We start from the raw sequence: 23,385 nt of genomic DNA, 5'->3' as shown, positions 1-23,385 counted from the left end.
AACAATCACTTATTGGCCAGAATTTTGTACATTTAATAGACGTTTAAACCCAAATGCTGTATGAAAATCTTTTATCAACTGATGCTTTTTGCTTGTATGATCAATAGCATCCTTTTCCAGGCTCAGAATAATTATCCGCAAAATTATTTCCGTAATCCATTGAATATTCCCATGCAGCTGGCTGCCAATTTCGGAGCGGTAAGAACCAACCATTTCCATATGGGACTGGATCTGCGAACCAACAGCAGGGAAAACCTATCCGTAGTATCAGCAGCAGACGGCTATGTGAGCCGAATAAAAGTTGAACGATATGGCTTTGGAAATGCAGTTTACATTACCCATCCCAACGGATACACTACGGCCTATGCCCATTTGAACAAATATTTTGATAAACTGGATGAATATGTAAAAGAAAGACAGTACAAAGAAGAAAAGTGGGAGCAGGATATTACTTTTCAGCCCGGACAGTTTCCGGTTACGAAAGGGCAATTGATAGCCTTAAGTGGAAATACAGGAGGCTCGGCCGGCCCGCATTTACATTTTGAAATAAGGGATACCAAAACAGAAGAATGTCTTAATCCCCTGCTTTTCGGTTTTGCTATTCCCGATTCTGTAGCACCCATTATTAGTGGCTTGTATTGGTATGATCGTCGTTTCAGTACTTATGAACCCGGAGCTAACGGAGTGGCTGTCAAAAAAGCGGGTAGTACTTATACCGCAGATGTTGTGAGGGTAAATTCTCCCACAATAAGTTTTGGGATTAAAGCCGTGGATAAAGCCAATCAAGGATTTAATCTAGGTATTTATCAGGCAGAATTATTGATGGATGGAAAATTGATTTATAGTTTTTCCATTGATAAAGTCAGTTATGATGATACCCGCTATCTGAATGGCTGTATAGATTACACCAAATTTATCAGAGATAAAATAGGGATTCAGCATTTATCTGCATTGCCGGGAATGAAACTGAAAAACTATAGCATTCCTAATCTTTCAGGGGTTATTAATCTTCAGGATGAGGAAGTTCACAATATTGAAATTGTTTTAAAAGATGTAAAAGGAAATACCAGCAGATTAATCACAAAGGTTCAGCTCAATAAAGTAGGAGATCAGATTTCTTCCACCACAAAAACTGTTCTTCCCAATGATGGAAAAACTATTAGCTCTGAGAATGCAGAAATTGTTTTCAGTAAAAATGCTGTTTATGATGCCGTGAATTTTAATTTGTATGAAAAACCTGATGCAGATGCCGTTTCCAATGCGATTATATTAAATAGTCCCTACATTCCAGTTCATGATAATTACACTTTGAAAATAAAACCAACAAGAAAACTAACCAAAGAAGAGAAAGATAAAGTAGTTATTTCCCTTAATTATGGAAGTGATACCAATGTGGTAAAAGGAAAATGGAATGGTGAGCAGGCCGAAGGACAATTCAATAGATTAGGTACCGCAAAATTGATATTGGATAATGGTTTACCCTCAGTTTCTTCTGGATGGAAAGACGGTGCAGTCATTAATGGGGGCTCTTTACGTTTAAAAGGGAAGACAAAAATTGGTGATATTGTTTCATTTCGGGCAGAGCTGGATGGAAAATGGCTTCGGTTTTCTCGTGTAAAGGATGATTTTGTTTATGTTTTTGATGAAAAATGCCCAAAAGGATCGGGATCACATACTTTGAAAATAACCACAGTGAATACAGCTGGAAATACAAATACACAAACATTTACATTTCAAAGATAAAATGGTGTAATAATCCTGGATTTTCATCAGCCATGGACTTCAGTATACATTCACAACTGAAAATCATTGCCATATTTTACATCAAAACATTCTACAAATTAATAAATTTGCTTAAAATTAAAATCATTGGAATTTCATCCGTTCATCGAAAAGTCTAATCCTCAGGAAATAAAAAGCACTCAGGAAGAAAAACTCCAGAAGCTTTTGGTGTATCTTGAGGGTAATTCACCTTTTTATCAGAGGTTGTTTAAAGAACATAATATCAATATTGCAGAGATCCGCACCTTAGATGATCTGCAAAAAATCCCTACCACCACCAAGAATGACCTACAGCAGTATAATCACGATTTTTTCTGTATTCCCCCAGACAAAATTGTAGATTACAGTACCACTTCCGGAACCTTGGGGGATCCGGTGACTTTTGGTTTGTCTGACGGTGATCTTGAAAGACTGGCTTACAATGAAGCAATATCTTTTGCCTGCGCTGGAATCCGGAAAGGAGATGTGGTGCAGATGATCACTACTATTGATAAACGCTTTATGGCAGGACTTGCTTATTTTTTAGGATTAAGAAAAATGGGCGCAAGTGTAGTCAGAATGGGCCCCGGAATTCCGGAATTACAATGGGATTCTATTTTTAGGTATAAACCAAAATACCTGATTACCGTTCCATCTTTCTTACTAAAAATGATTGATTATGCCGAGAAACACGGATTGGATTATAAAAATTCAAGTGTTTACGGAGCCGTATGCATCGGAGAAAGCATCAAAAATCAGGATTTTACAGATAATATTCTTTCTCAGAAGATCAAGGAAAAGTGGAACATTAAACTCTTTTCTACCTACGCCTCTACAGAAATGAGTACAGCTTTTACTGAGTGTGAGTTTCAGAAAGGAGGGCATCATCACCCCGAACTCATTATCACAGAAATTCTGGATGATGAAGGAAATGTTGTGGAAGAAGGCGAAAGTGGTGAATTGACTATTACAACTTTGGGGGTAGAAGCAATTCCTTTATTGAGGTTTAAAACAGGAGATATTGTAAAAGCTCACTATGAGCCATGCCAATGTGGTAGAAATACAATGAGGCTTGGCCCTGTCATTGGAAGGAAACAACAAATGATCAAGTATAAGGGAACAACATTGTATCCGCCGGCAATGAACGATATTCTGAATGATTTTAATAATATTTTATGCTATCAGATCGTAATTCAGTCCAACGAAATAGGATTGGATGAGATTATTATCAAGGTAAGTACTGAACAGGAAAATGAAAATTTTGTAAGTGAAGTAAGAGACCATTTCCGTGCAAAATTAAGGGTAAGTCCAAAGATTGAAGTCATAGACTTTAATATCTTATCCAAAACAGTCTTTAATCCAAACAGCAGAAAGCCCATTACATTTATAGATTTAAGATAGGTTAAATTAAAGTAACAAAAGGGTAGAAATCACTTTTTATAATATCTTTGCCAGCTTAAATAGAAAACTATAATTATGAAAAAATTATTTCTGCTGGTGTTCATGGTTATGATGACAACTGCAGCTTTTGGACAAGAGAAAATGAGTGTTGTTTCAGGTGGTTTTGAAGTCTTAAAAGATCAGACTGAAGTCAATGTAGAATTGAAATTTGAGGATGTATTATTGATGAAGGAAAATATTACAGAAACTCAATATCTGGAAAACAGAAAAAAACAAGTCCTGGATAATCCTAAAAGAGGAGAGGAAGCATGGAAAACATGGATTACAGAATGGGAAAAGTATAAAAACGAAGAGTATATCAGATATTTTTCAAAAGGATTAAATAAAACCTATAAAGAGAGTTTTTTTAAAAAGGATATTTCATCAAAATATACCCTGCTATTGGAGACAAAATGGATATTCCCGGGCTGGCATGCAGGATTAACGATGATGACAGCAGAAATAAGCGGTAAAATAAAATTAGTTGAAACAAGCAACCCTTCAGTCGTTTTAGCGGAAGTAGAACTCAATAAGTTTGATAGATTTGTTAATAATGACGAGATGGTAATGGAATATGGAAGAATTGCCGGGGCTTATGAATCTGCCGGAAGGTATCTTGGGAAGAAAATAAAGAAATCTTTAAAATAATAAAAAAACGGTCTGAATTTTCAGACCGTTTTTCTTATTGTTGATTTTGCTGTTCCTGTTTTTCCAGTTTGATGAGGTTTGCAAGATTCTTGATAACAGTATCATGTTTTCTTACAAATGGATTGTCTTTATTCCAGACATATCCTGCCAAAACAGCACATATTTTTTTCTTTACATCAGGGTTTTCCGGTTGGTGGAAGAAAAGTTCCTGAAGATTTCCGGTGTACCATTCCTTTACATATGTTGTGAAAACATCTACACCATACAGGATGTAATCCGTATACTCAGTCTGCCAGTTTATTTTTTCTCCGTTTAATTGTCTTAATGCCAGTTTTGCAGCCAACATCCCCGATTCTGTGGCAAAGGCCATTCCCGATGAGAAAACAGGATCAAGGAACTCAGAAGCATTCCCTGTTAACGCAAATCCATCACCAAACAAGCTTTTTACAGAGCAAGAATAATCTTTTAAATGTTTTGGTTCAAAAAGAAACTCTACATCACCAAAACGTTTTACGTAATAATCCGAAAGAGAAATCGCCTTTCTTAAAGCTTCAGCAGTATCTCCGCCTTCAGATAGTTTTTCAATATAATCAGTTGGCCCTACAATTCCTAAGCTGGTATTTCCATTGGAAAAAGGAATTACCCAAAGCCAAACCTCTGTTTCAATAATATCAAAGGAAATCAAAGTTCCCTCTTCACCGGGTTCTCTGTTGATGTCCTCTACATGAGAGAAGATGGCAGAGTGAGGAGAAAGTTTAGATGGTTTTTCAAGATCTAATAAACGAGGTAATACTCTTCCGTAGCCACTCGAATCAATAACGAATTTGGCATGGATTTCCTTGGTTTCCCCATCTTTATTCCTGATTGTTGTGATAGAATCTGTTCCTTCAAACTTGATATCTATAACCTCAGACTCAAATTCAAGGTCAACCCCTTTGTTAATAACTTCCTGAGCAAGTGTATTATCAAAATCAGCTCTAGGAACCTGCCAGGTCCAATCCCAGCCTTCCCCAAATTTGTTGCTGAAATCAAAAATGCAAACTTCATCACCGCGAAGAAAACGTGCTCCCAGCTTTTTTTCAAAGCCCATTTTGTCTAATGCAGGGAAAAGTCCGGCCTCATCAAAGTGGTCCATAACCCTTGGAATTAAGCTTTCTCCAACTACCAGTCTTGGAAACTTTGTTTTTTCAACAACTTTTACGCTGACGTTGTTCTTCTTTAGGTATGAAGAAGACACGCATCCGGAAGGTCCAGCCCCGATTACAAGAACGTCAACAAATTCTTTGCCCATCTTTGATTTTTTATTTTAATAATAACTTTTATCTTTGCCGCAAAATTAGTGACAAATAATTAATATTTTACAAAATTATCAACTATTACTTTTAATTGATGAAAATAAATAACTTTTTAGAACTGAAAGACTTTCAAAAAATTATCATTGGAAATGAAAAAATAGAACTGGATGAATCACTTTTGTCAAGAGTGGATAAAAGTTTTCAGTTTTTAAAGGAATTTTCAAAAAATAAAGTAATATACGGTGTGAATACCGGTTTTGGGCCAATGGCTCAATTCAAAATCAGTGATGAAGATACTCATCAGCTTCAATATAACCTTATTAGAAGCCACTCTTCAGGAATTGGAAACCCTTTGCCTGCTCAGGAAGTGAAAGCCTGTATGCTGGCAAGACTGAATACTTTATCACTAGGAAATTCAGGGGTGCATGAATCTGTGATTTATCTTCTTCAGGAACTAATCAACAGAGATATTACCCCATTGATATTTGAACATGGAGGAGTAGGAGCAAGCGGAGACCTTGTTCAGCTGGCTCACCTGGCTTTGGTATTGATTGGAGAAGGAGAAGTATTTTATAAAGGAGAAAGAAAATCTACCAAAGAGGTTTTTGAAACGGAAGGATTAGAGCCGATAAAAGTAGAGATCCGCGAAGGTCTTGCTTTGATGAACGGAACTTCCGTAATGTCAGGGATCGGTATTGTAAATGCCTATAAAGCAAATCAGTTAACGGATATTTCTCTTAGACTTTCTTGTGCAATCAATGAAATTGTACAGGCTTATGATGATCATTTATCAGAAGCATTGAACGGAACAAAAAAACATTACGGTCAGCAAAAAGTGGCAGAAAGAATGCGTGCACACCTAGCAGACAGTAAACTGATCAGAAAAAGAGAAGATCACTTATATACCCATTTTGAAGAACAGGAAAAAGTATTCAAAGAGAAAGTACAGGAGTATTATTCCCTAAGATGCGTTCCTCAGATTTTAGGACCCGTGTTAGATACATTGGAGTACACCGAAAAAGTTCTTGAAAATGAAATTAATTCTGCCAATGATAATCCGATTATCAATGTAGAAGACCAGCATGTTTACCACGGAGGAAACTTCCACGGGGATTATATTTCCTTGGAAATGGATAAACTAAAAATTGTAGTAACTAAGCTTACCATGCTTGCCGAAAGACAGTTAAACTATCTTTTGAATGCTAAAATCAACGAAATATTGCCTCCTTTTGTAAATTTAGGTAAATTAGGGTTCAATTTCGGGATGCAGGGGGTGCAGTTTACAGCAACTTCTACTACCGCAGAAAGCCAGATGCTGTCTAACCCTATGTATGTTCACAGTATTCCGAATAATAATGATAATCAGGATATCGTTAGTATGGGAACAAATGCAGCGGTAATCTGCAGAAAAGTCATTGAAAACGCTTTTGAAGTATTGGCCATTGAAGCCATTACAATTATTCAGGCGGTTGAATATCTTGGTTTTCAGGATAAAGTATCATCATCAACCAAAGAATTATATGATGATATAAGAAAAATTATTCCTGCATTTTCTGATGATATGGTGATGTATCCATATATGGAGGAAGTAAAGAAATATTTAAAGGCGATGTAATTGTTAACGAGGATGAATTGTCTATAGTAAACAAGGAATAAGCTAACTTAAAAAAACTAAAAACGAAATAAACACTAACGCATGAAATGTGCAATTGTAACAGGAGGCTCCAGAGGAATCGGGAGGGCAATCTGTATAAAACTGGCTGAAGAGAAAAACTATCACATCCTTATCAACTACACTTCAAACGAAGCTGCAGCAAAAGAAACCTTGGCTAAAGTAGAAGAACTTGGCGCTACAGGAGAAATCCTTAAATTTGATGTAGGAAATACTGAGGAGGTACAAAATGTTTTAACAGCTTGGCAGGAGAAAAATCCTGAGGCTTTGGTAGAAGTTATCGTTAATAATGCAGGAATTACAAGAGACGGCCTGTTTATGTGGATGCAAAAGGAAGACTGGAATAACGTAATCAACACCAGCTTAGACGGATTCTTCAATGTAACCAACTTTTTTATTCAGAAATTACTTCGAAACAAATACGGACGAATCATCAATATGGTTTCTGTTTCCGGAGTAAAAGGAACAGCAGGACAGACCAATTATTCTGCAGCTAAAGGAGCTTTAGTAGGAGCTACAAAAGCCCTTGCTCAGGAAGTCGCCAAAAGAAATGTTACAGTAAATGCAGTAGCTCCGGGCTTTATCAGAACAGATATGACTCAGGAGTTCAATGAAGAAGAGCTGAAAGCAATGATTCCCGCCAACAGATTTGGAGAAGCAGAAGAAGTTGCAGATCTAGTAGCCTTTTTAGCCTCTAAAAAATCATCCTACATTACAGGAGAAGTGATTAATATTAACGGCGGAATTTACTCATAAATAATCTAACAATATACCAATGTACCAGTGTAAAAATGTGGATTGAATCTCAATGAAAATATTGTTACATGGCTAGACTGATACATTGTTAAATTCAATATAAATAAATGGAAAATAGGGTTGTGATTACCGGAATGGGGATTTATTCCTGCATTGGGACGTCTCTAGAAGAGGTCAGGGAATCCCTATACCAAGGAAAATCCGGTATTGTTTTAGATCAGGATAGAAAAGAATTCGGGTTCAGATCAGGACTTACAGGCGTTGTTCCAAAACCGGATCTGAAAAATCTCTTAAACAGACGCCAACGTGTGAGTATGGGTGAGGAAAGCGAATATGCTTATCTTGCTACCCTTGACGCTTTGAAGCAGGCGAATCTTGATGAAACCTTTTTAGATACCCATGAAGTGGGAATCTTATACGGAAATGACAGTGTTTCCCAGGCGGTGGTAGAATCTATCGACATTGCTAGGGAAAAGAAAGATACCACATTGATGGGATCGGGAGCGATCTTTAAATCAATGAATTCAACAGTGACGATGAACCTTTCTACAATTTTCAAGTTAAAAGGCATCAACCTTACCATCAGTGCAGCATGTGCAAGTGGTTCGCATTCCTTGGGACTTGCCTATATGATGATCAAGAATGGTTTTCAGGAGATGATTATCTGTGGTGGAGCTCAGGAAACCAATAAATATTCCATGGCAAGTTTTGATGGATTAGGCGTTTTCTCAGCCAGAGAAGATGAGCCTGCCAAGGCATCAAGACCTTTCGATGCAGAAAGAGATGGTTTAATTCCAAGTGGAGGAGCTGCTAGCTTAATTGTTGAAAGCCTGGAATCTGCACAAAGAAGAGGTGCCCCTATCCTTGCAGAAATTATAGGATATGGATTCTCATCCAACGGAGGACATATTTCAACCCCGAATGTGGATGGCCCGGCCCTAGCTATGGACAGAGCCCTGAAACAGTCAGGTTTAAAAGCTTCAGATATAGATTACATTAATGCTCATGCAACATCTACACCCATTGGGGATGCCAATGAAGCAAAAGCAATATATGAGATCTTTGGAAGTGAAGTTCCGGTAAGTTCTACGAAATCCATGACCGGACACGAGTGCTGGATGGCAGGCGCAAGTGAAGTTATCTACTCAATTCTGATGATGCAGAATGATTTTGTAGCTCCAAATATAAATCTGGAAAACCCTGATAATGAAGCGCAAAGGATAAATTTAGTCTCCAAAACAAAAAATCAAAAAATTGATGTATTTTTGTCGAATTCTTTTGGGTTTGGGGGAACCAATTCTGCACTAATAGTTAAAAAATTTGATTAAAAACATGGAAAGGGAAAAAATTGTTGCTATTGTTAATGATTTTCTAGTAAACGAATTCGAAGTTGACGGAGACGAAATCAGTAATGATGCCAACCTTAAAAATACACTGGGCTTAGACAGCCTGGACTATATCGATATGGTAGTAGTAATTGAATCTAATTTCGGAGTGAAATTAGGAGAAGCCGACTTCAAGAAGATGGTAACATTTGATGATTTCTACACAACGATTGAAAATAAGATTGCTGAAAAAAACGCATAGTTATTAAGTAAATCTATTCTTTAAAATGTACCAATGTAATGATATAAGAGTCTACTCACAGATATTGTTACATTGGTATATATATTGGTAAATTCTATTTATGAACAAGTGGAAAGGTAAATCTAAAGGAACGGTACTGGGATACAGAATATTCGTTTGGTGTATTAGAAATATCGGGATCAGAAGTTCATATTTCATATTGTACTTTGTGGCTTCCTATTACGTTCTGTTTCAGAAAAAAAGCAACAGATATATTCGTTATTATTTCCAGAAAAGACTAAACTACAGTTACTGGAAAGCCAAGCGCTCCATTTTTAACAGCTATTTTACATTCGGTAAAGTTCTGATCGACAAAACAGCCATATCTGCAGGATTGAGAGAAAAATATACCTATGAGTTCGATGGTATTGAAAATCTCAGAAATCTTTTGGCAGCAAAAAAAGGAGGCGTTCTTATCAGTGCCCATATCGGAAATTTTGAGATTGCAGAACATTTCTTTGCAGACATCGATTTCGATTGTCAGATTAATTTAGTTACTACAGACCAGGAGGTTACAGTTATTAAAGAATACCTGGAAAGTGTTGCCGTAAAAGAAAGCAATATCAAATTCATCTACGTGAAAGAAGATATGTCGCATATCTTTGAGATCAATCAGGCCTTGTCAAACAACGAGCTTATCTGCTTTACAGGAGATCGTTATTTTGAAGGATCCAAATATCTTGAGGCAGACCTCTTGGGAAAAAGTGCGAAATTTCCGGCAGGTCCGTTTCTTATTGCTTCCCGATTGGGGGTTCCTGTAGTGTATGTTTATGTGATGAAAGAAAACAATCTTCACTATCACTTATATGCAAGAGTAGCACAGAATATCAAAAACCGTGATTCACAAGGGCTTTTACAATCCTATGTCCAAAATCTTGAAACCATGATAAAGAAATATCCTCTTCAGTGGTTCAATTATTTTGATTTTTGGGATGATGTTGATTAATTTTTCTATTTTTACCCTCTAAAAACTAATAAAAACTCAAAATTATTAAGAATTAAAATAAGACAGATTCAATAGTTTTCTTCGTATATTGATAACAAAGTAATCTATGATTCCTTATTTCTGAACACTCTTAATTTTTTAAAAACACATTCTCCTTTGAAGAAAGACTATGACATACTGGTAATCGGCAGTGGATTGGGAGGTCTTGTTTCGGCTCTTATTTTAGCAAAGGAGGGTCTGAAAGTTTGTGTGCTGGAGAAAAACAACCAGTATGGAGGAAATCTACAAACCTTTTCAAGAGATAAACTTATTTTTGATACCGGTGTTCACTATCTGGGAGGTCTTTCAAAAGGTCAGAATTTAAACCGCTTTTTCTCCTATCTGGAGATCATGGATGAACTGGATCTTCAAAAAATGGACGAAGACGGGTATGACAGAATTTCCTTTGGAGATCATACAATAGAGTACCCCCATGCCCAAGGCTATCAGAACTTTGTAGAACAATTATCTGTATACTTTCCCGATGAAAAAGAGAATCTGGAGAACTATTGTGAAGAAATTCAATACGTTTGCAGCCAGTTTCCAAGATACAATGTAATGGGGAAAGATAGCTACAATGAGGAGATCCTGCATTTAAATACCAAAAGATTTATAGAATCGGTTACCCAGAATAAAACACTTCAGTCAGTTTTGCTGGGCTCTAATTTTCTGTATGCCGGAGATTCTGAAAATGTTCCTTTTTACGTTCATGCCTTAACGGTAAATTCCTACATTCAGAGTGCATATAAATGTGTGAAAGGAGGGAGCCAGATTTCTAAGCTGCTTATTAGAAAACTGCGTCAATATGGGGCTGAGGTTCATAAGCATTCCGAAGTCTCTGAATTTATTTTTAATGAAAATAATATCCTAGAATCAGTAAAAACAATTTCAGGAAAAGAATATACAGCAAAGCGATTTATTTCAAATATTGAAATCCGTTCCACCATTAAGCTTATTGGAGAAGAAAGACTGAAGAAGTCCTTTCTGAACAGGGTTTTGAGTTGGCAGACGGTTTCGTCTTGCTTCAGTGTTTATATCATCCTAAAACCCCAATGCTTTCCTAATTTTAATTATAATATCTATCACTATTCATCAGAAGAAAAGGTTTGGAACGCGTCCCGTTACCAAAAAGAAACATGGCCGGAAACCTATATGCTTTCATCCACCCCCTCAAAACATCATCCGGAGTTTGCAGAAAGTCTGACTGCTATTTCTTACATGGACTTTGATGAGGTCAAAAAGTGGGAAAGTACTTTCAATACAGTTGCTGAAGAGCATGAAAGAGGTGAACAATACGAAAGTTTTAAGCTTGAAAAGACTGAAAAAATGATTGAAGCCCTGGAAAAGAAAATTCCTAACCTTAGGCATGCCATTAAAAGCATATATACCTCTTCTCCTTTGTCCTATCGGGACTATATCGGAAGCTTTGATGGAAATATGTACGGGTACATGAAAAACTCAGATAATCCGCTTAAAACAATGGTTTCTCCCCGTACAAAAATTGATAATCTGTTTCTTACAGGGCAATCAGTAAATATGCACGGGATTTTAGGAGTTACCATTGGAGCGTTTAATACCTGTGCTGAAATTTTGGGAAAAGAAACCATCGATAAGCGCCTGGAGCAAATGATTTAATAAAAACCACCGTGAAAAAAACTAATACGAATTATCTCCCCCATACAAGGCTCCTCATCCATTCCTTTCTTTTAATGATCCTGATTTCATGCGGGATTTCAAAGTCTGTCCATCATCTTCCCGAGGTAAAGCAATATTCTTTGGAAATTCCCAAAGTGACTAAAATCAATGATACAACATTCAGCTATAAACAAAATTTTCTTACCAAGAACAAGCAACAGCTTTGGGAACTTTACATTAAAGGGAACCCCTTACAGCTAGGGTATAATAATGGGGCTTTAACTCAGGATTTAATGCAGAAACAGGAAGAAATCTTCTTTTCTAAAGTAGAAGGATTTGTTCCGTCAAAATTTAAACAGAAACTTTTGAATGTTTTCTTAAAGTGGTACAACCGAAAAATGTATCTCAATGTAAGAGAAGACTATCAGGCAGAATTATATGGCCTGTCACAATATTCATCTAACCAATATGATTTTATTGCTTCCAGGTATCTGAGAAACCTTTATCTGCACGGTGCGCACGATATTGGCCATGCCATGCAGGATCTGGCAATGGTGGGTTGCACCTCTCTTGCGGTATGGAACGAAAATACTGAGGATGGAGATTTATTGATTGGAAGAAACTTCGATTTTTATGTAGGAGATGACTTTTCTAAAAATAAACTGGTTGAATTTGTAGAACCAGAAGACGGAATTCCTTATATGTCCTTAAGCTGGCCAGGAATGATTGGCGTAGTTTCAGGGATGAATAAAGAAGGAATTACGGTTACCATTAATGCCGGAAAATCAAAAATACCTTTAACTGCGAAAACTCCTATTTCCCTGGTAACAAGGGAAATCCTACAATACGCAAAAAATATAGATGAAGCCATTGCTATTGCAAAAAAAAGAAACGTTTTCGTCTCAGAATCAATTCTGGTAGGAAGCGCTCATGATAAAAATGCCGTCATTATTGAAGTTTCACCGAAAAGTTTCGGAGTGTACAAAGTGGAGAATACAAGCAGGGTATTTTGCACCAATCATTTTCAGTCTGATGCATACAAAGATGATGCAAAAAATCAGAAACAGATCAAAGAAAGTCATTCTGCTTACCGCTATAAAAAATTGCAGGAGCTTTTACAGGAAGAAAAAAAACTGAATCCCGAGAAAATGGCTTCTATTCTAAGAAACAGATCCGGTTTAAAAAATGAGAGCATAGGAAACGGAAATGAAAAGGCCCTGAACCAGCTTTTGGCCCATCATGCTGTGATATTCTCGCCTCAGAAAAAATTAGTCTGGGTATCTTCCAATCCTTACCAATTGGGAGAATTTGTATGCTATGACCTTAATGAGATATTTTCAGAGCAGGGGTTGAAACCAAATGATTTTTCAAAATCAAAGCTTAATATTGTAAGAGATCCTTTTGCAGATTCTCAGGAATTCAAAAACTATGAGGAGTACAGGCAGATAAGCTTTAAAATTAATGATGCTGTTCACAATAAGGAAATGCTTTCGGATGATTTTATTGCTCATTATCAGTCCCTGAACCCGGATTTCTGGAAAGGGTATTTTATGGCAGGGAAATACTATTTTCATAAAAAAGAGTACTCAAAGGCAAAGGCAGAGTTTGAGAAAGCGCTCACTAAAGAAATAACAACAGTTCCGGACCAGAAAACAGTGGAAAAGTATTTGAATAAGGCTATTAAAAAAATGAATAATTAATTGTAAGATTCTTTTACAGTTGTTTTTATTGCGAATTTCTTTGTTTTGAAAATATATTTTTATTAATAATGTAACATTTTGTGTTTTTTGACACTAACTGATTAATCACATTTATTAATTTTAAGTATTACACATGAAAAAAATTCGACTTAGTGTTAAATTTCTGCTACTTTGTTCATTTTTCAGTTTTGGGGTATTTTCTGCCCAAAAATATGAGCAAACAATCAAAGACTATGTTAACTCTGAAAAGGGGGCTTTCCAGAGAGTGAATCCAGAGCTTAAGGCTTTTAAAATTGTAAATATTGACCCTTCCCAAAGCTTAAAGGGTGATATTGTAGGAATTCAGCAAACAATCAACGGCTATCCCGTTTTCGGAAGTTCTGCCAACGTTTTAATCAGGGACGGAAAAGTTTTGAATTTTGCAGATACCTTTATTAAAACATATCCTTCAGCGGTTAAAGGCAAGGAGAGTGCAAGAAAAGAATCCTTAATTGCCGATGTCGCCAAAAAGATGAATGGCACATCTTCAGTAAAGAATATTGACGGCAAAGAGGGTCCTTTAAGTACAAATACTGTATATTTTGCCAAGGGAGGAGAGCTAATACTTGGTTATCAGGTTAACATTGAAGAAAAAGGAACAAGCAATATCTGGAATACCATTATCAGTACAGAAGATGGTTCTGTTCTGTATCAGGAAAATACAACCCTTTCCTGCAGTTTTCATGACGACGCTTACGAACAACATTCTTCAGAACATGAAAATCATAATCATGGGGCACATTCAGCCATTTTTCCAAGTAATATAAGTAAAGCAAAGGAATTTGCTAATCTCGTTCTGGCACCTGATAATGCATCCTATAATGTATTGGCATTTCCGGTAGAAGCTCCTACATTTGGAAGCCGTACACTTTTAAATAATCCGTGGGATCTGACAGCCTCTCCGGAGGGCTGGCATTCTGATGGGACCAATCACTATACGATAACAAGAGGTAATAATGCGTTTGCATATACTGATGAAAACAATACCAATTCCCCGCAGTTTTCACCAGACGGCGGAGAAAGCAGAGCTTTTGATTTTCCTATGGATATTACCTTAGGGCAACAGAATTATACTTCTGCTGCGGTAACCAATTTGTTTTATACAACCAATAAAATGCATGATGTATTTTATAAATTTGGGTTTACAGAATCTGCAAGAAACTATCAAACCAATAATTTTGCAAATGGAGGAACAGGTAATGACCCTGTTCTTGCAGAATCACGTGATGGTAGTGGTATAAATAATGCCAACTTTAATCCTGGTGTTGACGGAACCAGCGGAAGAATGCAGATGTTTCTATTTGTACCTAATGGAGCCAGATATCTTTACTATAACTCCCCAACAAGCTATGTTAATAGAACTCCGGCAGCAGGAACAGCTAACTTTGGCCCTCAGCTTATAGGTAGCCCTCCCGTAACTGGGGACTTAGCCCTCTCAACACCTGCAGATGCATGTACTGCAGTTGCTGCTGGTAGCCTTACCGGAAAAATTGCAGTGGTAACCGCTGCTACATGCGGCTTTGCTGTAAAAACAAAAAATCTGCAAAATGCAGGAGCGGTAGGGGTGATACAATATCATCCAAACAGTGATCAGCCTGTAGGGCTTGGAGGTACAGATACCACCATTACAATTCCTACAATAATGGTTGGAAAGTCAGAAGGAGAGTTTTTGGTAAGTGAAATAAACAATGGAGTAGTTGTAAATGCAACATTGAAAACAGAAGCTGTTTATAAAGATGCAAGTTTAGACAATGGAATTATTAGCCATGAATATGGACACGGAATATCCAATCGTTTGACAGGAACAGGAAGTTCTTGTTTATCCTATATTTCTTCCAATGAACAAATGGGGGAAGGATGGTCTGACTTTTTTGCTTTGATGATGACTACCAAACCTGGTGATAATGCATCCATAGCAAGAGGAATAGGAACCTTTACTTCCGGAGAAGGAATAGATGGAGCAGGCATAAGACCTGCAAAATATTCTCCTGATTTCGCAGTGAACAACTATACTTACGGACGAACTAACGGGATGAAAACTAACGGAAGCTTTCTTGGTATTGCCGTTACAGTGCCGGATGTTCACAGTATAGGATTTATTTGGGCTTCAATGCTTTGGGATCTTAACTGGAAGTATGTAGAAAAATATGGATACAGCAGTAATGTTTTAGCGGATCCTAACAGCGGAAGTGCAAAAGTTTTACAGTTGGTAATGGACGCTCTTAAGCTGCAACAATGTAATCCTACATTCGTACAGGGAAGAGATGCCATTATAGCAGCTGATCTAGCCTCTACAGGAGGACAAAACAAATGCCTTATCTGGAATACATTTGCTAAAAGAGGATTAGGAGTCAATGCTTCTGCCGGTGCACTGGGTGGATTGGTATTTGGAGCCAGCCAGCCACTGCCAGACATTACAGACCAGGTAGAGGATTTTACAGTTCCTGCAGATTGTGAAACATTGGCAGTGAAAGAGATATCAAACTCTAAGGGTATTTCAATCTATCCCAATCCGGTAAGAAATGAATTTACCATAAAGACTCCGTCAGGAATGAATCTTTCAGGGATCACGACTGTTTCTATCTATGATTTTACAGGGAAGCTGATTTCTAAAGAAAATATTAACCTTAATAAACAAACTACCATTAATGCCAGTCAATTAATTAATGGTACCTACATTGTAAAAGTAAGCGGTAATTCAATCGATTATTCTCAGAAGATTATCGTTTCAAAATAGTAAATAAATAATTAGGAAGCAAAAGCCTTGGAATATTATATTTCGAGGCTTTTCTTTATTTGTAATTAATTGTTTTCAGGATTCAGTTTATTCAGAAATAGAAAAGTGCTTATCCCTGCCAAAGCAGATAATGTAGTACTTAAGATGAAACTTCCGATAACATATTGAAGCAGATTATTCTTGATAAGCTCAAAATTAAGATCCTGACTTAGAATATTACTGTCTCCATGAACAAACGGAGAGCCAAGAAACAATGAAGCCGCAATGATAAACGGAATAAAAGGAGGAAGACTCACATTGGAGGCTACGAATGCAAGAACTTTATTCAGTTTGAAAAGAACAGATAAACTTATGACCAGCAGCGTTTGAAATCCCCAAAATGGAGATAACCCTATAAAGACACCAAGTGCAATGGAAAAAGCCTTTGTACGATTGCTGCCATCGCTTTCCAGTACATCTTCTTTTATAAATTTTTTAAAACTTTTTTTTTTGAAGTTATTCACGAAGTTTCTCGGAATAATATAAAAAAGAGTGATCGTTACTAAAATCGTATTCAGAATACTGATTCTTGTAAAATCTTTGAACGGTCTGAAATGCGAAACACGCTCTTTAGGATCGTATAATACCTTAATGGGAACATTCTTTACCGGAATATGTCTCCATGCGGTCCTTACGATGATCTCAATTTCAAACTCAAATTTAGGTGTAAAATATTTCTTGGGAATTTTGTGCAAAGGATAAAGCCTGTAACCGGATTGAGTATCTTCAAGCTTAATTCCTGTCTCGAACCAAAACCAAAAATTAGAAAATCTATTTCCGAAGCTGCTTTTCTTAGGAATACCATCTTGGGACATATTTCTGTTCCCAATTAATAGTACTTCTTCATTTTCCTGAAGAAGGGCGTCCACAAATACAGGAATGTCATCGGGATAATGTTGTCCGTCAGAATCAATGGTTATGGCATAATCATAGTTCAATTCCTTGGCTTTTCTAAAGCCTGTTTTCAATCCGTTTCCTTTTCCTTTGTTTTCAGGCAGGGTGATAGTTGTGATGTGAGGATATTGAGCAAGAATTTGACGAGTAGAATCGGTAGAACCGTCATTGACCACAATAATACTTTCGGTGTAGTTCAAAACACCGTCTATTACCCTTTTCAGGGTCTTTTCATTATTGTAGGTAGGTATTAAAACGCAGATCTTCTTTTCAGAAATTGCATTTTGTACTTCAGCAAGGGACATTGTATTATTTTAAAGTGGCTCTTTCGGCCTCGGTAATGGTTTTAGACTGCAATGCAAACCTTTTGATATAGTTTTTCAAGGCTGCATTTTGTTTGCTGTAATTGTTCAGCAGGAAAGCTTTGTCATCCTTTAAACTGCCTCTGTAGCCCACAATTTTAGGAATGTTTTCCTGAACACTTAATCTGATCAAACGTAATTCTGCGTTATTAGGATTACTCTTAATAATGGCTTCAAGACTTGTAGCCCCTGTTTTCACCAGAGTCTTTCTATTTCCCTTGGAGACTTTTGCCTCCATAATCTTTGCCGCTGCTTTATAGCCCATGGTTACTGCATCAGAGCCCGATTGCTTTTCTGCAATTCCTATGAAATTTTCAGTATTGGATGCAGAATCGTTGGCCTTGGCATAGCTGTTTCTCAAAGCTTCTATATCAGACTGAAAGAAAAAAATAAATGCCGCTACGAATGATAGAATAAGTTTCATGATGGTATTTTTTTATAGCTTACAGACAACTTTAATGCAATAGTCTCGCCAAAGGAAGTTACATTTTTTACTTTAACATCTTCCTCATTTTCAGTAATATCCAATTGGAGTTTCAGATCCGGAGTCTCAAAAGGATTGATAATGGCCATGAATTTTACATTCGATGCCGTTTTTAAAAATAATTTTGAACCTGTAAATTCTTCTGTCAGTTCTTTAATAATCTGCATCATACAAACACCAGGTGTTACAGGATTTCCAGGAAAATGGCCCTTGAAAATATCATGGTCTTTATTTAAATTAATATGCGTAATAAAACTTCCGTTTTCTGCTTTTTCATATGATGTTAAAGTATAAAAGTCTGTAAGAATGGTCTGCATAATTATTTTTTCATGTTAAATGTATAGTAAACGCCGGCTTGGAATGTTACATTGGTGTGATTTTCATAGAAGCTGTAAACAGGAACAAATCCTTTTTTTACCCTTGCTTCAATACCAAAGTTCTTAGTGATATCGTATCCTACTCCGGCAGTAATTCCCAGATCAACTTCATTATCAGGGTTAATATTTTTCTTTTCTACAACAAAATCAAGAGTAGGTCCTACATGAACATTGAATTTGTTGAAATAAAACTTGTTAATCAATTGAATTCCAAGGTAAGAAACTGTAATGTTTTGCGTCCCCATATTATTAACGTTGGATTCTACTTTGGTTCCCTGTCTCGAATAATTAATTTCTGGTTGCAGGGCATAAAATTTGGCAAAACGGATATTTCCCAAAAACCCAAGGTAAAAGTCAGTTCTTGTTTTGAAATTAAGATTCATTTGGGATTGCGGATAATATACATCTCCGGGATAGAAGAACGTTTGATTTTCATCATTGGTGAAATGTGAAAAATTGGCTCCGGCTCTGATTCCGGGTGTAAATGTTACCTGGGCAAAAGACAGTCCTGATATCAATACAAATAGGAAAGGAAATATTTTTTTCATGGTAAAATTATTCAGTTTCGGTTATTTGAAATAGTTTTATATTAATCTTAAAATCCTTGTGTTGCAGATTTAAGCTATCTGCGAAGATATGCTTTTTTGCATCAAATGTAAAATCGATTTTTTCCTTGTTATTTTTGGTGTAAATGATCTGTTTCAGTAGGTTGTTGTCCTTATTAAAGAATAAATAATAGCTCTTGTTCTCAATCTTGGAAAGATAGATTTTAGAGTTTTCATTTTCAAAGATCTCACTTACCGGATATTGCTTTTTCAATAGCTGCTGAAAATCGTTTTTCAGAAAATTAATAACAATTTTTTTATCCAGATCTGGCAATACGTAATTCAGTTTAAAATGATTGTCCGAAATTTCAAAATCAATCAGCTTATTCCCAAAGTCAGAGGTTAATGCGACACGGTGTGTTGTTTCGTTTAATTTTTTGATGATAAGGATACCGCTTACATGATTTTTATAAATATCCATCTGGCATTTATAAACATAATCTTCAGTAGATGAAAAATAAAGATTTTCCACAGTTTTTTCTGTTGAGGAAACTGGTTTTACACCAGTCAGCTGATACGTTTTACAAGAAACTGCAAGTAATAGGATCAGGCTACAAAGCAAATTCTGACGCAGGGATGGAAGCATTGATCTTTGTATTTTTGAAAACAATATTCGTAGTGTCTCCCGAAGCCTCTGTCATATTAACCTGGGAAACTGTAGACTGGTTCTTGGGAAAATAAAGTTCAATCTGTTTGATGTATTTCAGCAGTTGTGAAGTCTTCGGAACAAACTTGGCAATATTATAATTCCCACTCTTGAAGTAAGTTACTGTAAATTCAGGATCATTAAACATGGTTCCGTTTGAACTCCCTACAATTAGTTTATTGATCTTTTCAAAGGTTTTGCTTTTAGCATCCACAGAAGATTTCTTTCCTTGATCATTGATGAAGATCTTATTGCTTTTAAAAACAATACTGTACTGATATGGTTTGGTATATCTCCAGCTCAGCATATTAGGAGTCTGTAGTGACATTTTTCCGTACGTGACAATGCTTTTATCCAGAAAATCCATTTTCTTGGTCTGGGTAAAATCACTCTGCAATGTTTTAATTTCCTTGGTGTCTGTGGAGACCTTGGATACAAATGCTTTGGCCTCGGCGCCTGACATTGCGGTGTTTTGCGCAAAAAAGAAGCCGGATACCAGTAAAAATGCTCCTAGGGCAATATTTTTAATCATTTTTTCCTTGAATTTGTAATTGAATCAACTGTAAATGTTGAGTACTTTTTATCTTTCAAAAATACTAATAAATCTACCAGTACATGATACGTTTTTTCTGAGGTATCATGAAGCAGAATAATACTACCTTTTCTTAGATCTTTCGTAATTCTCTTATAGATTTTCCTTTCATCGTCAATGATGGTGTCCAGAGAACGGACATTCCAGCCGATGCTTATTTTTTGAGTCTGTTTAATGGCTTTTGCAATGCTCGGATTGGTAACTCCGAAAGGAGGTCGGTATAAGTTTGTCTGTATATTTCCAACATTCTTCATCACCTCGTCACAGTTTTTAATCTCTGCAATCATTTTGGAAGTAGACAGGAAGCCTGTTGAACGAGAGTGAGTTAACGTGTGGTTTCCGATGGTGTGACCTTCAGCAATGATTCTCTGAAATGTTTCAGGATATTTTTCAATCTGCTTTCCGATACAGAAAAAAGTAGCTTTTATCTGATGTTCATTGAGTAAATCTAAAAACTTTGGTGTAAATTCTGTAGGCCCGTCGTCAAAAGTCAAAGCAATTTCTTTGATTTTCGTTCGCTTATGGGTAATACTGTTGACAAAATATCCCAGTTCAATAGCGAATGATCCCCAAACAACTACAGCAGAAAAAGCAAGAAAACAAGCTATATACACCCATAAACTTCCCTGAAATGCATAGATGAAAACGTTACAGAAGAGATAAAATAAGATGAATGAATAGTGCTTCATCGCCCGCTGTTTTTGAATAACAAAAGTAATCTATTATCTGATAGTCTTTTTAGAAATTTTCTTTAGGTTTTTGCCTTATCAAACTTTCTCCAATAATACCAAGCTGTGATCGGAACCCGCCAGATGGTTGTAAAGAAGCATATTTTTCACTTCCTCTTTTTTTGTTTCATTAATCATCATTACTTCAGGAATCTGCTGCTCCTTAAGAATATGACAAGCCATAAAGGTAGAAAAACCGCTTGCGGTATTAAATTCTCCACTCAGATGCTTGTAATATAATAAAGCAGAATCTGAAAATAGATCCATTGCGTTTGTATAGTAAACATCCGAAGATGCATCACTACTGAAGCCTAAAATGACAGCATCTATATCCTGTACAGAAAGATTGTTTTTTGCTAAAAACTCCTGAATGAATTTTTGAATTTCATTCAATTCCAACCTGTTACTGATTTTAATGTCTGTAAGTTTTGCATAGGAATTTTCAGTTTTATCTTTTCCAACAACAAAAAAGCTGGCCCCTTCTCCCCAAATGACCCCCTTGGTTGTAGAGTTCAGGTGGTTTGCAGGAAGTTCCGTTTCTTTTTTGATGGTATTATTTAAACAATAAAGCTCCATCGTTCTGTTGGTCTGTTCATCAGTAGAGCCCACAAGGATATTTTCTGCTTCGCCATCAGCAATCTGCAGTTGAGCATCCAAAAATGAAAACTCCAGTGAAGAAGAAGTGTTTACATACGTGAAATTGTACGCATGGCATTGTAAGCCAAGTGCAATTTGACCTGCAACAGTATTGTGAGTAGATTGAATAAAAAATGTAGGAGTTAAAAACTCTTCATGATTATCAATCACATTTTTCAAAAACTTTTCAGAATCCTGAGAACACCCCATTCCGGTTCCTACAATAATGGCATCCGGTTGTTCAATTCCCGCTTCCTTTAAAGCATGATGAGAAGCTACAGAGCTCATTTTTACAGTTTTGGACATTCTCCTGATCATTGCAGGCGGAATGAACTCCTTGTAATTAGGTTCTATGGCCTTTATCATCTTTACCGAATTTTCCGGCTTAAGATTTTGAAGAAAATTTTCATTTAAGGTGTCCTGAACGGAGATACAGGATGCACTGTTGATGTATACTGCACTCATGATTTTGAGAAAATTAAGGTTGAACAGTTTCCTCCGAACCCAAATGAGTTAGAAAGAACATGATTGATGGTCTTTTCCTTTAGTTCAGTAACCGGAGTTAAATCAAACTCTTCCATTTTGGTCTTAAAATTCAGGTTAGGAAAAATAAGACTCTGCTGCATGGCTAAAATTGAAAACACAGACTCAATGCCTGCCGCAGCAGCCAATGTATGGCCTGTAAATGCTTTTGTAGAACTAAATTCGGGAACCTGATTTTCTCCAAAAATTCTGATCATGGCAATTCCTTCTGACAGATCGTTATTGGGGGTTGCAGTTCCGTGAACGTTGATATAATCTATATCCTCCTTTTTCAATCCTGAAATTTTCAGAGCCTGTTGCATTGCGAGGAAGGCACCTTGACCATTTTCGGAAGAAGCCGTTTGGTGGTGGGCATCATTGGCGTTTCCATAACCGGAAAGATAGGCTAATACCTGTTTATTTTCTTTTTTTACAATCTCCTCAGATTCAAGAACCAGAAAGGCTGCTGCTTCTCCAAGATTCAGCCCTTTTCTGCCATTGTCAAAAGGGGTATTGTAAGAGTCTGTAAGAATCATGAGAGTATTGAATCCATTCAACGTAAACTTTGAAAGAGAATCTGTTCCTCCGACAATTACACGGTCTAATACTCCGTTTTTAATCAGTTTAGCACCCATCATAATGGCATTGGCCGCAGATGAGCAAGCTGTGCTGATGGTAGAAACCATGCCTTTTAATCCCAAATGATCGGCAATTACCAATGAAGAATTTCCGGCATCATGAGCGTCAATGTATTTTTGCTTTTCAGGAAAGTCTTCGTAGGAGTAGAAATATTTTTCAGTAATATCCATCCCTCCCACACTGGTAGATGAGATAAGTCCCGTTCTGTATTCATTAATGTCTGAAATTCCGGCACTTTCTACAGCTTCCTTTGCGGCAACCATACCTAACAAGGAAGTTCTTGTTACGTTATTATCTTCATCAAGCTGAAGTTTTTGCACAAGTTCCTCATTGGATAATTTTATTTCACCTGTTTTTATTGTTCCTGCATGGCGGGTTTCAAACATCTGAATATCTGAAATGCCGTGTTTTCCGGATTGTAATGAAATAAAATTTTCCTCCACATTGTTTCCAATGGAAGAAATGATGCCCATCCCTGTTATGGCAATTTTTTGGCTCATTATAGTAAGTAATGTAACAATGTATCAATGGGTTACATTGTTACATCATTAAACTGTTATATTAATT

Annotated in this window: 21 protein-coding genes; 11 read left to right on the top strand and 10 right to left on the bottom strand. The window is 36.6% G+C overall.

The genetic code is table 11. The features are described from left to right. Window positions 1–60: 60 nt before the first annotated feature. From C7D53_RS21220 to C7D53_RS18845, 3 genes are all read left to right on the top strand, one after another. Window positions 61–1,743: a M23 family metallopeptidase gene (locus C7D53_RS21220; RefSeq protein ID WP_106917954.1), complete on the top strand. Its 1,683-nt coding sequence runs from the start codon at window positions 61–63 to the stop codon at window positions 1,741–1,743. Between the two features lie 126 nt (window positions 1,744–1,869). Beyond that, on the top strand, window positions 1,870–3,162 hold the full coding sequence (locus C7D53_RS18850; RefSeq protein ID WP_106917953.1) for a phenylacetate--CoA ligase family protein: 1,293 nt from the start codon (window positions 1,870–1,872) through the stop codon (window positions 3,160–3,162). Between the two features lie 75 nt (window positions 3,163–3,237). Beyond that, window positions 3,238–3,849, top strand: coding sequence for a hypothetical protein (locus C7D53_RS18845; protein ID WP_106917952.1), 612 nt, complete (start codon window positions 3,238–3,240; stop codon window positions 3,847–3,849). A 34-nt stretch (window positions 3,850–3,883) separates the two neighbouring features. On the opposite strand, the gene C7D53_RS18840 is transcribed toward C7D53_RS18845, so the two are convergent. Continuing rightward, window positions 3,884–5,140, bottom strand: coding sequence for an NAD(P)/FAD-dependent oxidoreductase (locus C7D53_RS18840; protein WP_106917951.1), 1,257 nt, complete (start codon window positions 5,138–5,140; stop codon window positions 3,884–3,886). Between the two features lie 98 nt (window positions 5,141–5,238). Between C7D53_RS18840 and C7D53_RS18835 the strand changes: the two genes are divergently transcribed. The 8 genes from C7D53_RS18835 (at window position 5,239) to C7D53_RS18800 (ending at window position 16,294) form a co-directional block, all read left to right on the top strand. After that, window positions 5,239–6,759 carry an HAL/PAL/TAL family ammonia-lyase gene (locus C7D53_RS18835; RefSeq protein WP_185126715.1) on the top strand — a complete coding sequence of 507 codons (1,521 nt, stop codon included), beginning with the start codon at window positions 5,239–5,241 and terminating at the stop codon, window positions 6,757–6,759. A gap of 81 nt (window positions 6,760–6,840) precedes the next feature. Next, window positions 6,841–7,572 carry a 3-oxoacyl-ACP reductase FabG gene (gene fabG, locus C7D53_RS18830; protein ID WP_106917949.1) on the top strand — a complete coding sequence of 244 codons (732 nt, stop codon included), beginning with the start codon at window positions 6,841–6,843 and terminating at the stop codon, window positions 7,570–7,572. Window positions 7,573–7,679: 107 nt separating this feature from the next. Then, window positions 7,680–8,900 (top strand): beta-ketoacyl-[acyl-carrier-protein] synthase family protein, encoded by a 1,221-nt coding sequence (locus C7D53_RS18825; RefSeq protein WP_106917948.1) that lies wholly within the window; start codon window positions 7,680–7,682, stop codon window positions 8,898–8,900. Between the two features lie 4 nt (window positions 8,901–8,904). Next, the gene (locus tag C7D53_RS18820) at window positions 8,905–9,159 is read left to right on the top strand and encodes an acyl carrier protein (RefSeq protein WP_047377388.1); all 255 of its coding nucleotides are present in this window, start codon (window positions 8,905–8,907) and stop codon (window positions 9,157–9,159) included. Window positions 9,160–9,259: 100 nt separating this feature from the next. Then, window positions 9,260–10,144, top strand: a complete 885-nt coding sequence (locus C7D53_RS18815) for an LpxL/LpxP family acyltransferase (RefSeq protein WP_106917947.1) — start codon at window positions 9,260–9,262, stop codon at window positions 10,142–10,144. 156 nt (window positions 10,145–10,300) lie between these two features. Next, window positions 10,301–11,818, top strand: a complete 1,518-nt coding sequence (locus C7D53_RS18810) for a phytoene desaturase family protein (protein ID WP_106917946.1) — start codon at window positions 10,301–10,303, stop codon at window positions 11,816–11,818. A 74-nt stretch (window positions 11,819–11,892) separates the two neighbouring features. Beyond that, window positions 11,893–13,518, top strand: coding sequence for a C45 family autoproteolytic acyltransferase/hydolase (locus C7D53_RS18805; RefSeq protein WP_162926230.1), 1,626 nt, complete (start codon window positions 11,893–11,895; stop codon window positions 13,516–13,518). Window positions 13,519–13,651: 133 nt separating this feature from the next. Continuing rightward, on the top strand, window positions 13,652–16,294 hold the full coding sequence (locus tag C7D53_RS18800) for a T9SS-dependent M36 family metallopeptidase (RefSeq protein WP_106917944.1): 2,643 nt from the start codon (window positions 13,652–13,654) through the stop codon (window positions 16,292–16,294). 65 nt (window positions 16,295–16,359) lie between these two features. Here the strand turns inward: C7D53_RS18800 and C7D53_RS18795 are convergent, their stop codons facing one another. The 9 genes from C7D53_RS18795 to C7D53_RS18755 all read right to left on the bottom strand — a co-directional run bounded on the left by C7D53_RS18795 (window position 16,360) and on the right by C7D53_RS18755 (window position 23,318). Then, window positions 16,360–17,532, bottom strand: coding sequence for a DUF2062 domain-containing protein (locus tag C7D53_RS18795; protein ID WP_106917943.1), 1,173 nt, complete (start codon window positions 17,530–17,532; stop codon window positions 16,360–16,362). 4 nt (window positions 17,533–17,536) lie between these two features. Continuing rightward, on the bottom strand, window positions 17,537–18,013 hold the full coding sequence (locus tag C7D53_RS18790) for a hypothetical protein (RefSeq protein ID WP_106917942.1): 477 nt from the start codon (window positions 18,011–18,013) through the stop codon (window positions 17,537–17,539). Beyond that, window positions 18,010–18,390, bottom strand: coding sequence for a 3-hydroxyacyl-ACP dehydratase (locus C7D53_RS18785; RefSeq protein ID WP_106917941.1), 381 nt, complete (start codon window positions 18,388–18,390; stop codon window positions 18,010–18,012). Before C7D53_RS18785 ends, C7D53_RS18790 begins: the two co-directional genes overlap by 4 nt. Before the next feature lie 2 nt (window positions 18,391–18,392). Beyond that, window positions 18,393–18,998 carry an outer membrane beta-barrel protein gene (locus C7D53_RS18780; RefSeq protein ID WP_106917940.1) on the bottom strand — a complete coding sequence of 202 codons (606 nt, stop codon included), beginning with the start codon at window positions 18,996–18,998 and terminating at the stop codon, window positions 18,393–18,395. A gap of 7 nt (window positions 18,999–19,005) precedes the next feature. Then, a complete protein-coding gene (locus C7D53_RS18775) occupies window positions 19,006–19,641 on the bottom strand; it encodes a hypothetical protein (RefSeq protein WP_106917939.1) in 636 nt (211 codons plus the stop codon). Then, on the bottom strand, window positions 19,607–20,233 hold the full coding sequence (locus tag C7D53_RS18770) for a LolA family protein (protein WP_106917938.1): 627 nt from the start codon (window positions 20,231–20,233) through the stop codon (window positions 19,607–19,609). The genes C7D53_RS18775 and C7D53_RS18770 overlap by 35 nt, the downstream gene beginning before the upstream one ends. Further along, window positions 20,230–20,982, bottom strand: a complete 753-nt coding sequence (locus tag C7D53_RS18765; RefSeq protein WP_106917937.1) for a polysaccharide deacetylase family protein — start codon at window positions 20,980–20,982, stop codon at window positions 20,230–20,232. The genes C7D53_RS18770 and C7D53_RS18765 overlap by 4 nt, the downstream gene beginning before the upstream one ends. 78 nt (window positions 20,983–21,060) lie before the next feature. Further along, window positions 21,061–22,122: a beta-ketoacyl synthase N-terminal-like domain-containing protein gene (locus C7D53_RS18760; RefSeq protein WP_106917936.1), complete on the bottom strand. Its 1,062-nt coding sequence runs from the start codon at window positions 22,120–22,122 to the stop codon at window positions 21,061–21,063. After that, window positions 22,119–23,318: a beta-ketoacyl-[acyl-carrier-protein] synthase family protein gene (locus C7D53_RS18755; RefSeq protein WP_106917935.1), complete on the bottom strand. Its 1,200-nt coding sequence runs from the start codon at window positions 23,316–23,318 to the stop codon at window positions 22,119–22,121. Before C7D53_RS18755 ends, C7D53_RS18760 begins: the two co-directional genes overlap by 4 nt. Window positions 23,319–23,385: the final 67 nt, after the last annotated feature.

Origin of the sequence: Chryseobacterium aurantiacum (genome assembly GCF_003020585.1) — a bacterium.
GTDB classification, from domain to species: domain Bacteria; phylum Bacteroidota; class Bacteroidia; order Flavobacteriales; family Weeksellaceae; genus Chryseobacterium; species Chryseobacterium aurantiacum.
The sequence above is the reverse complement of the archived record's forward strand: the minus strand, read 5'-3'. Positions and strand labels throughout refer to the sequence as shown.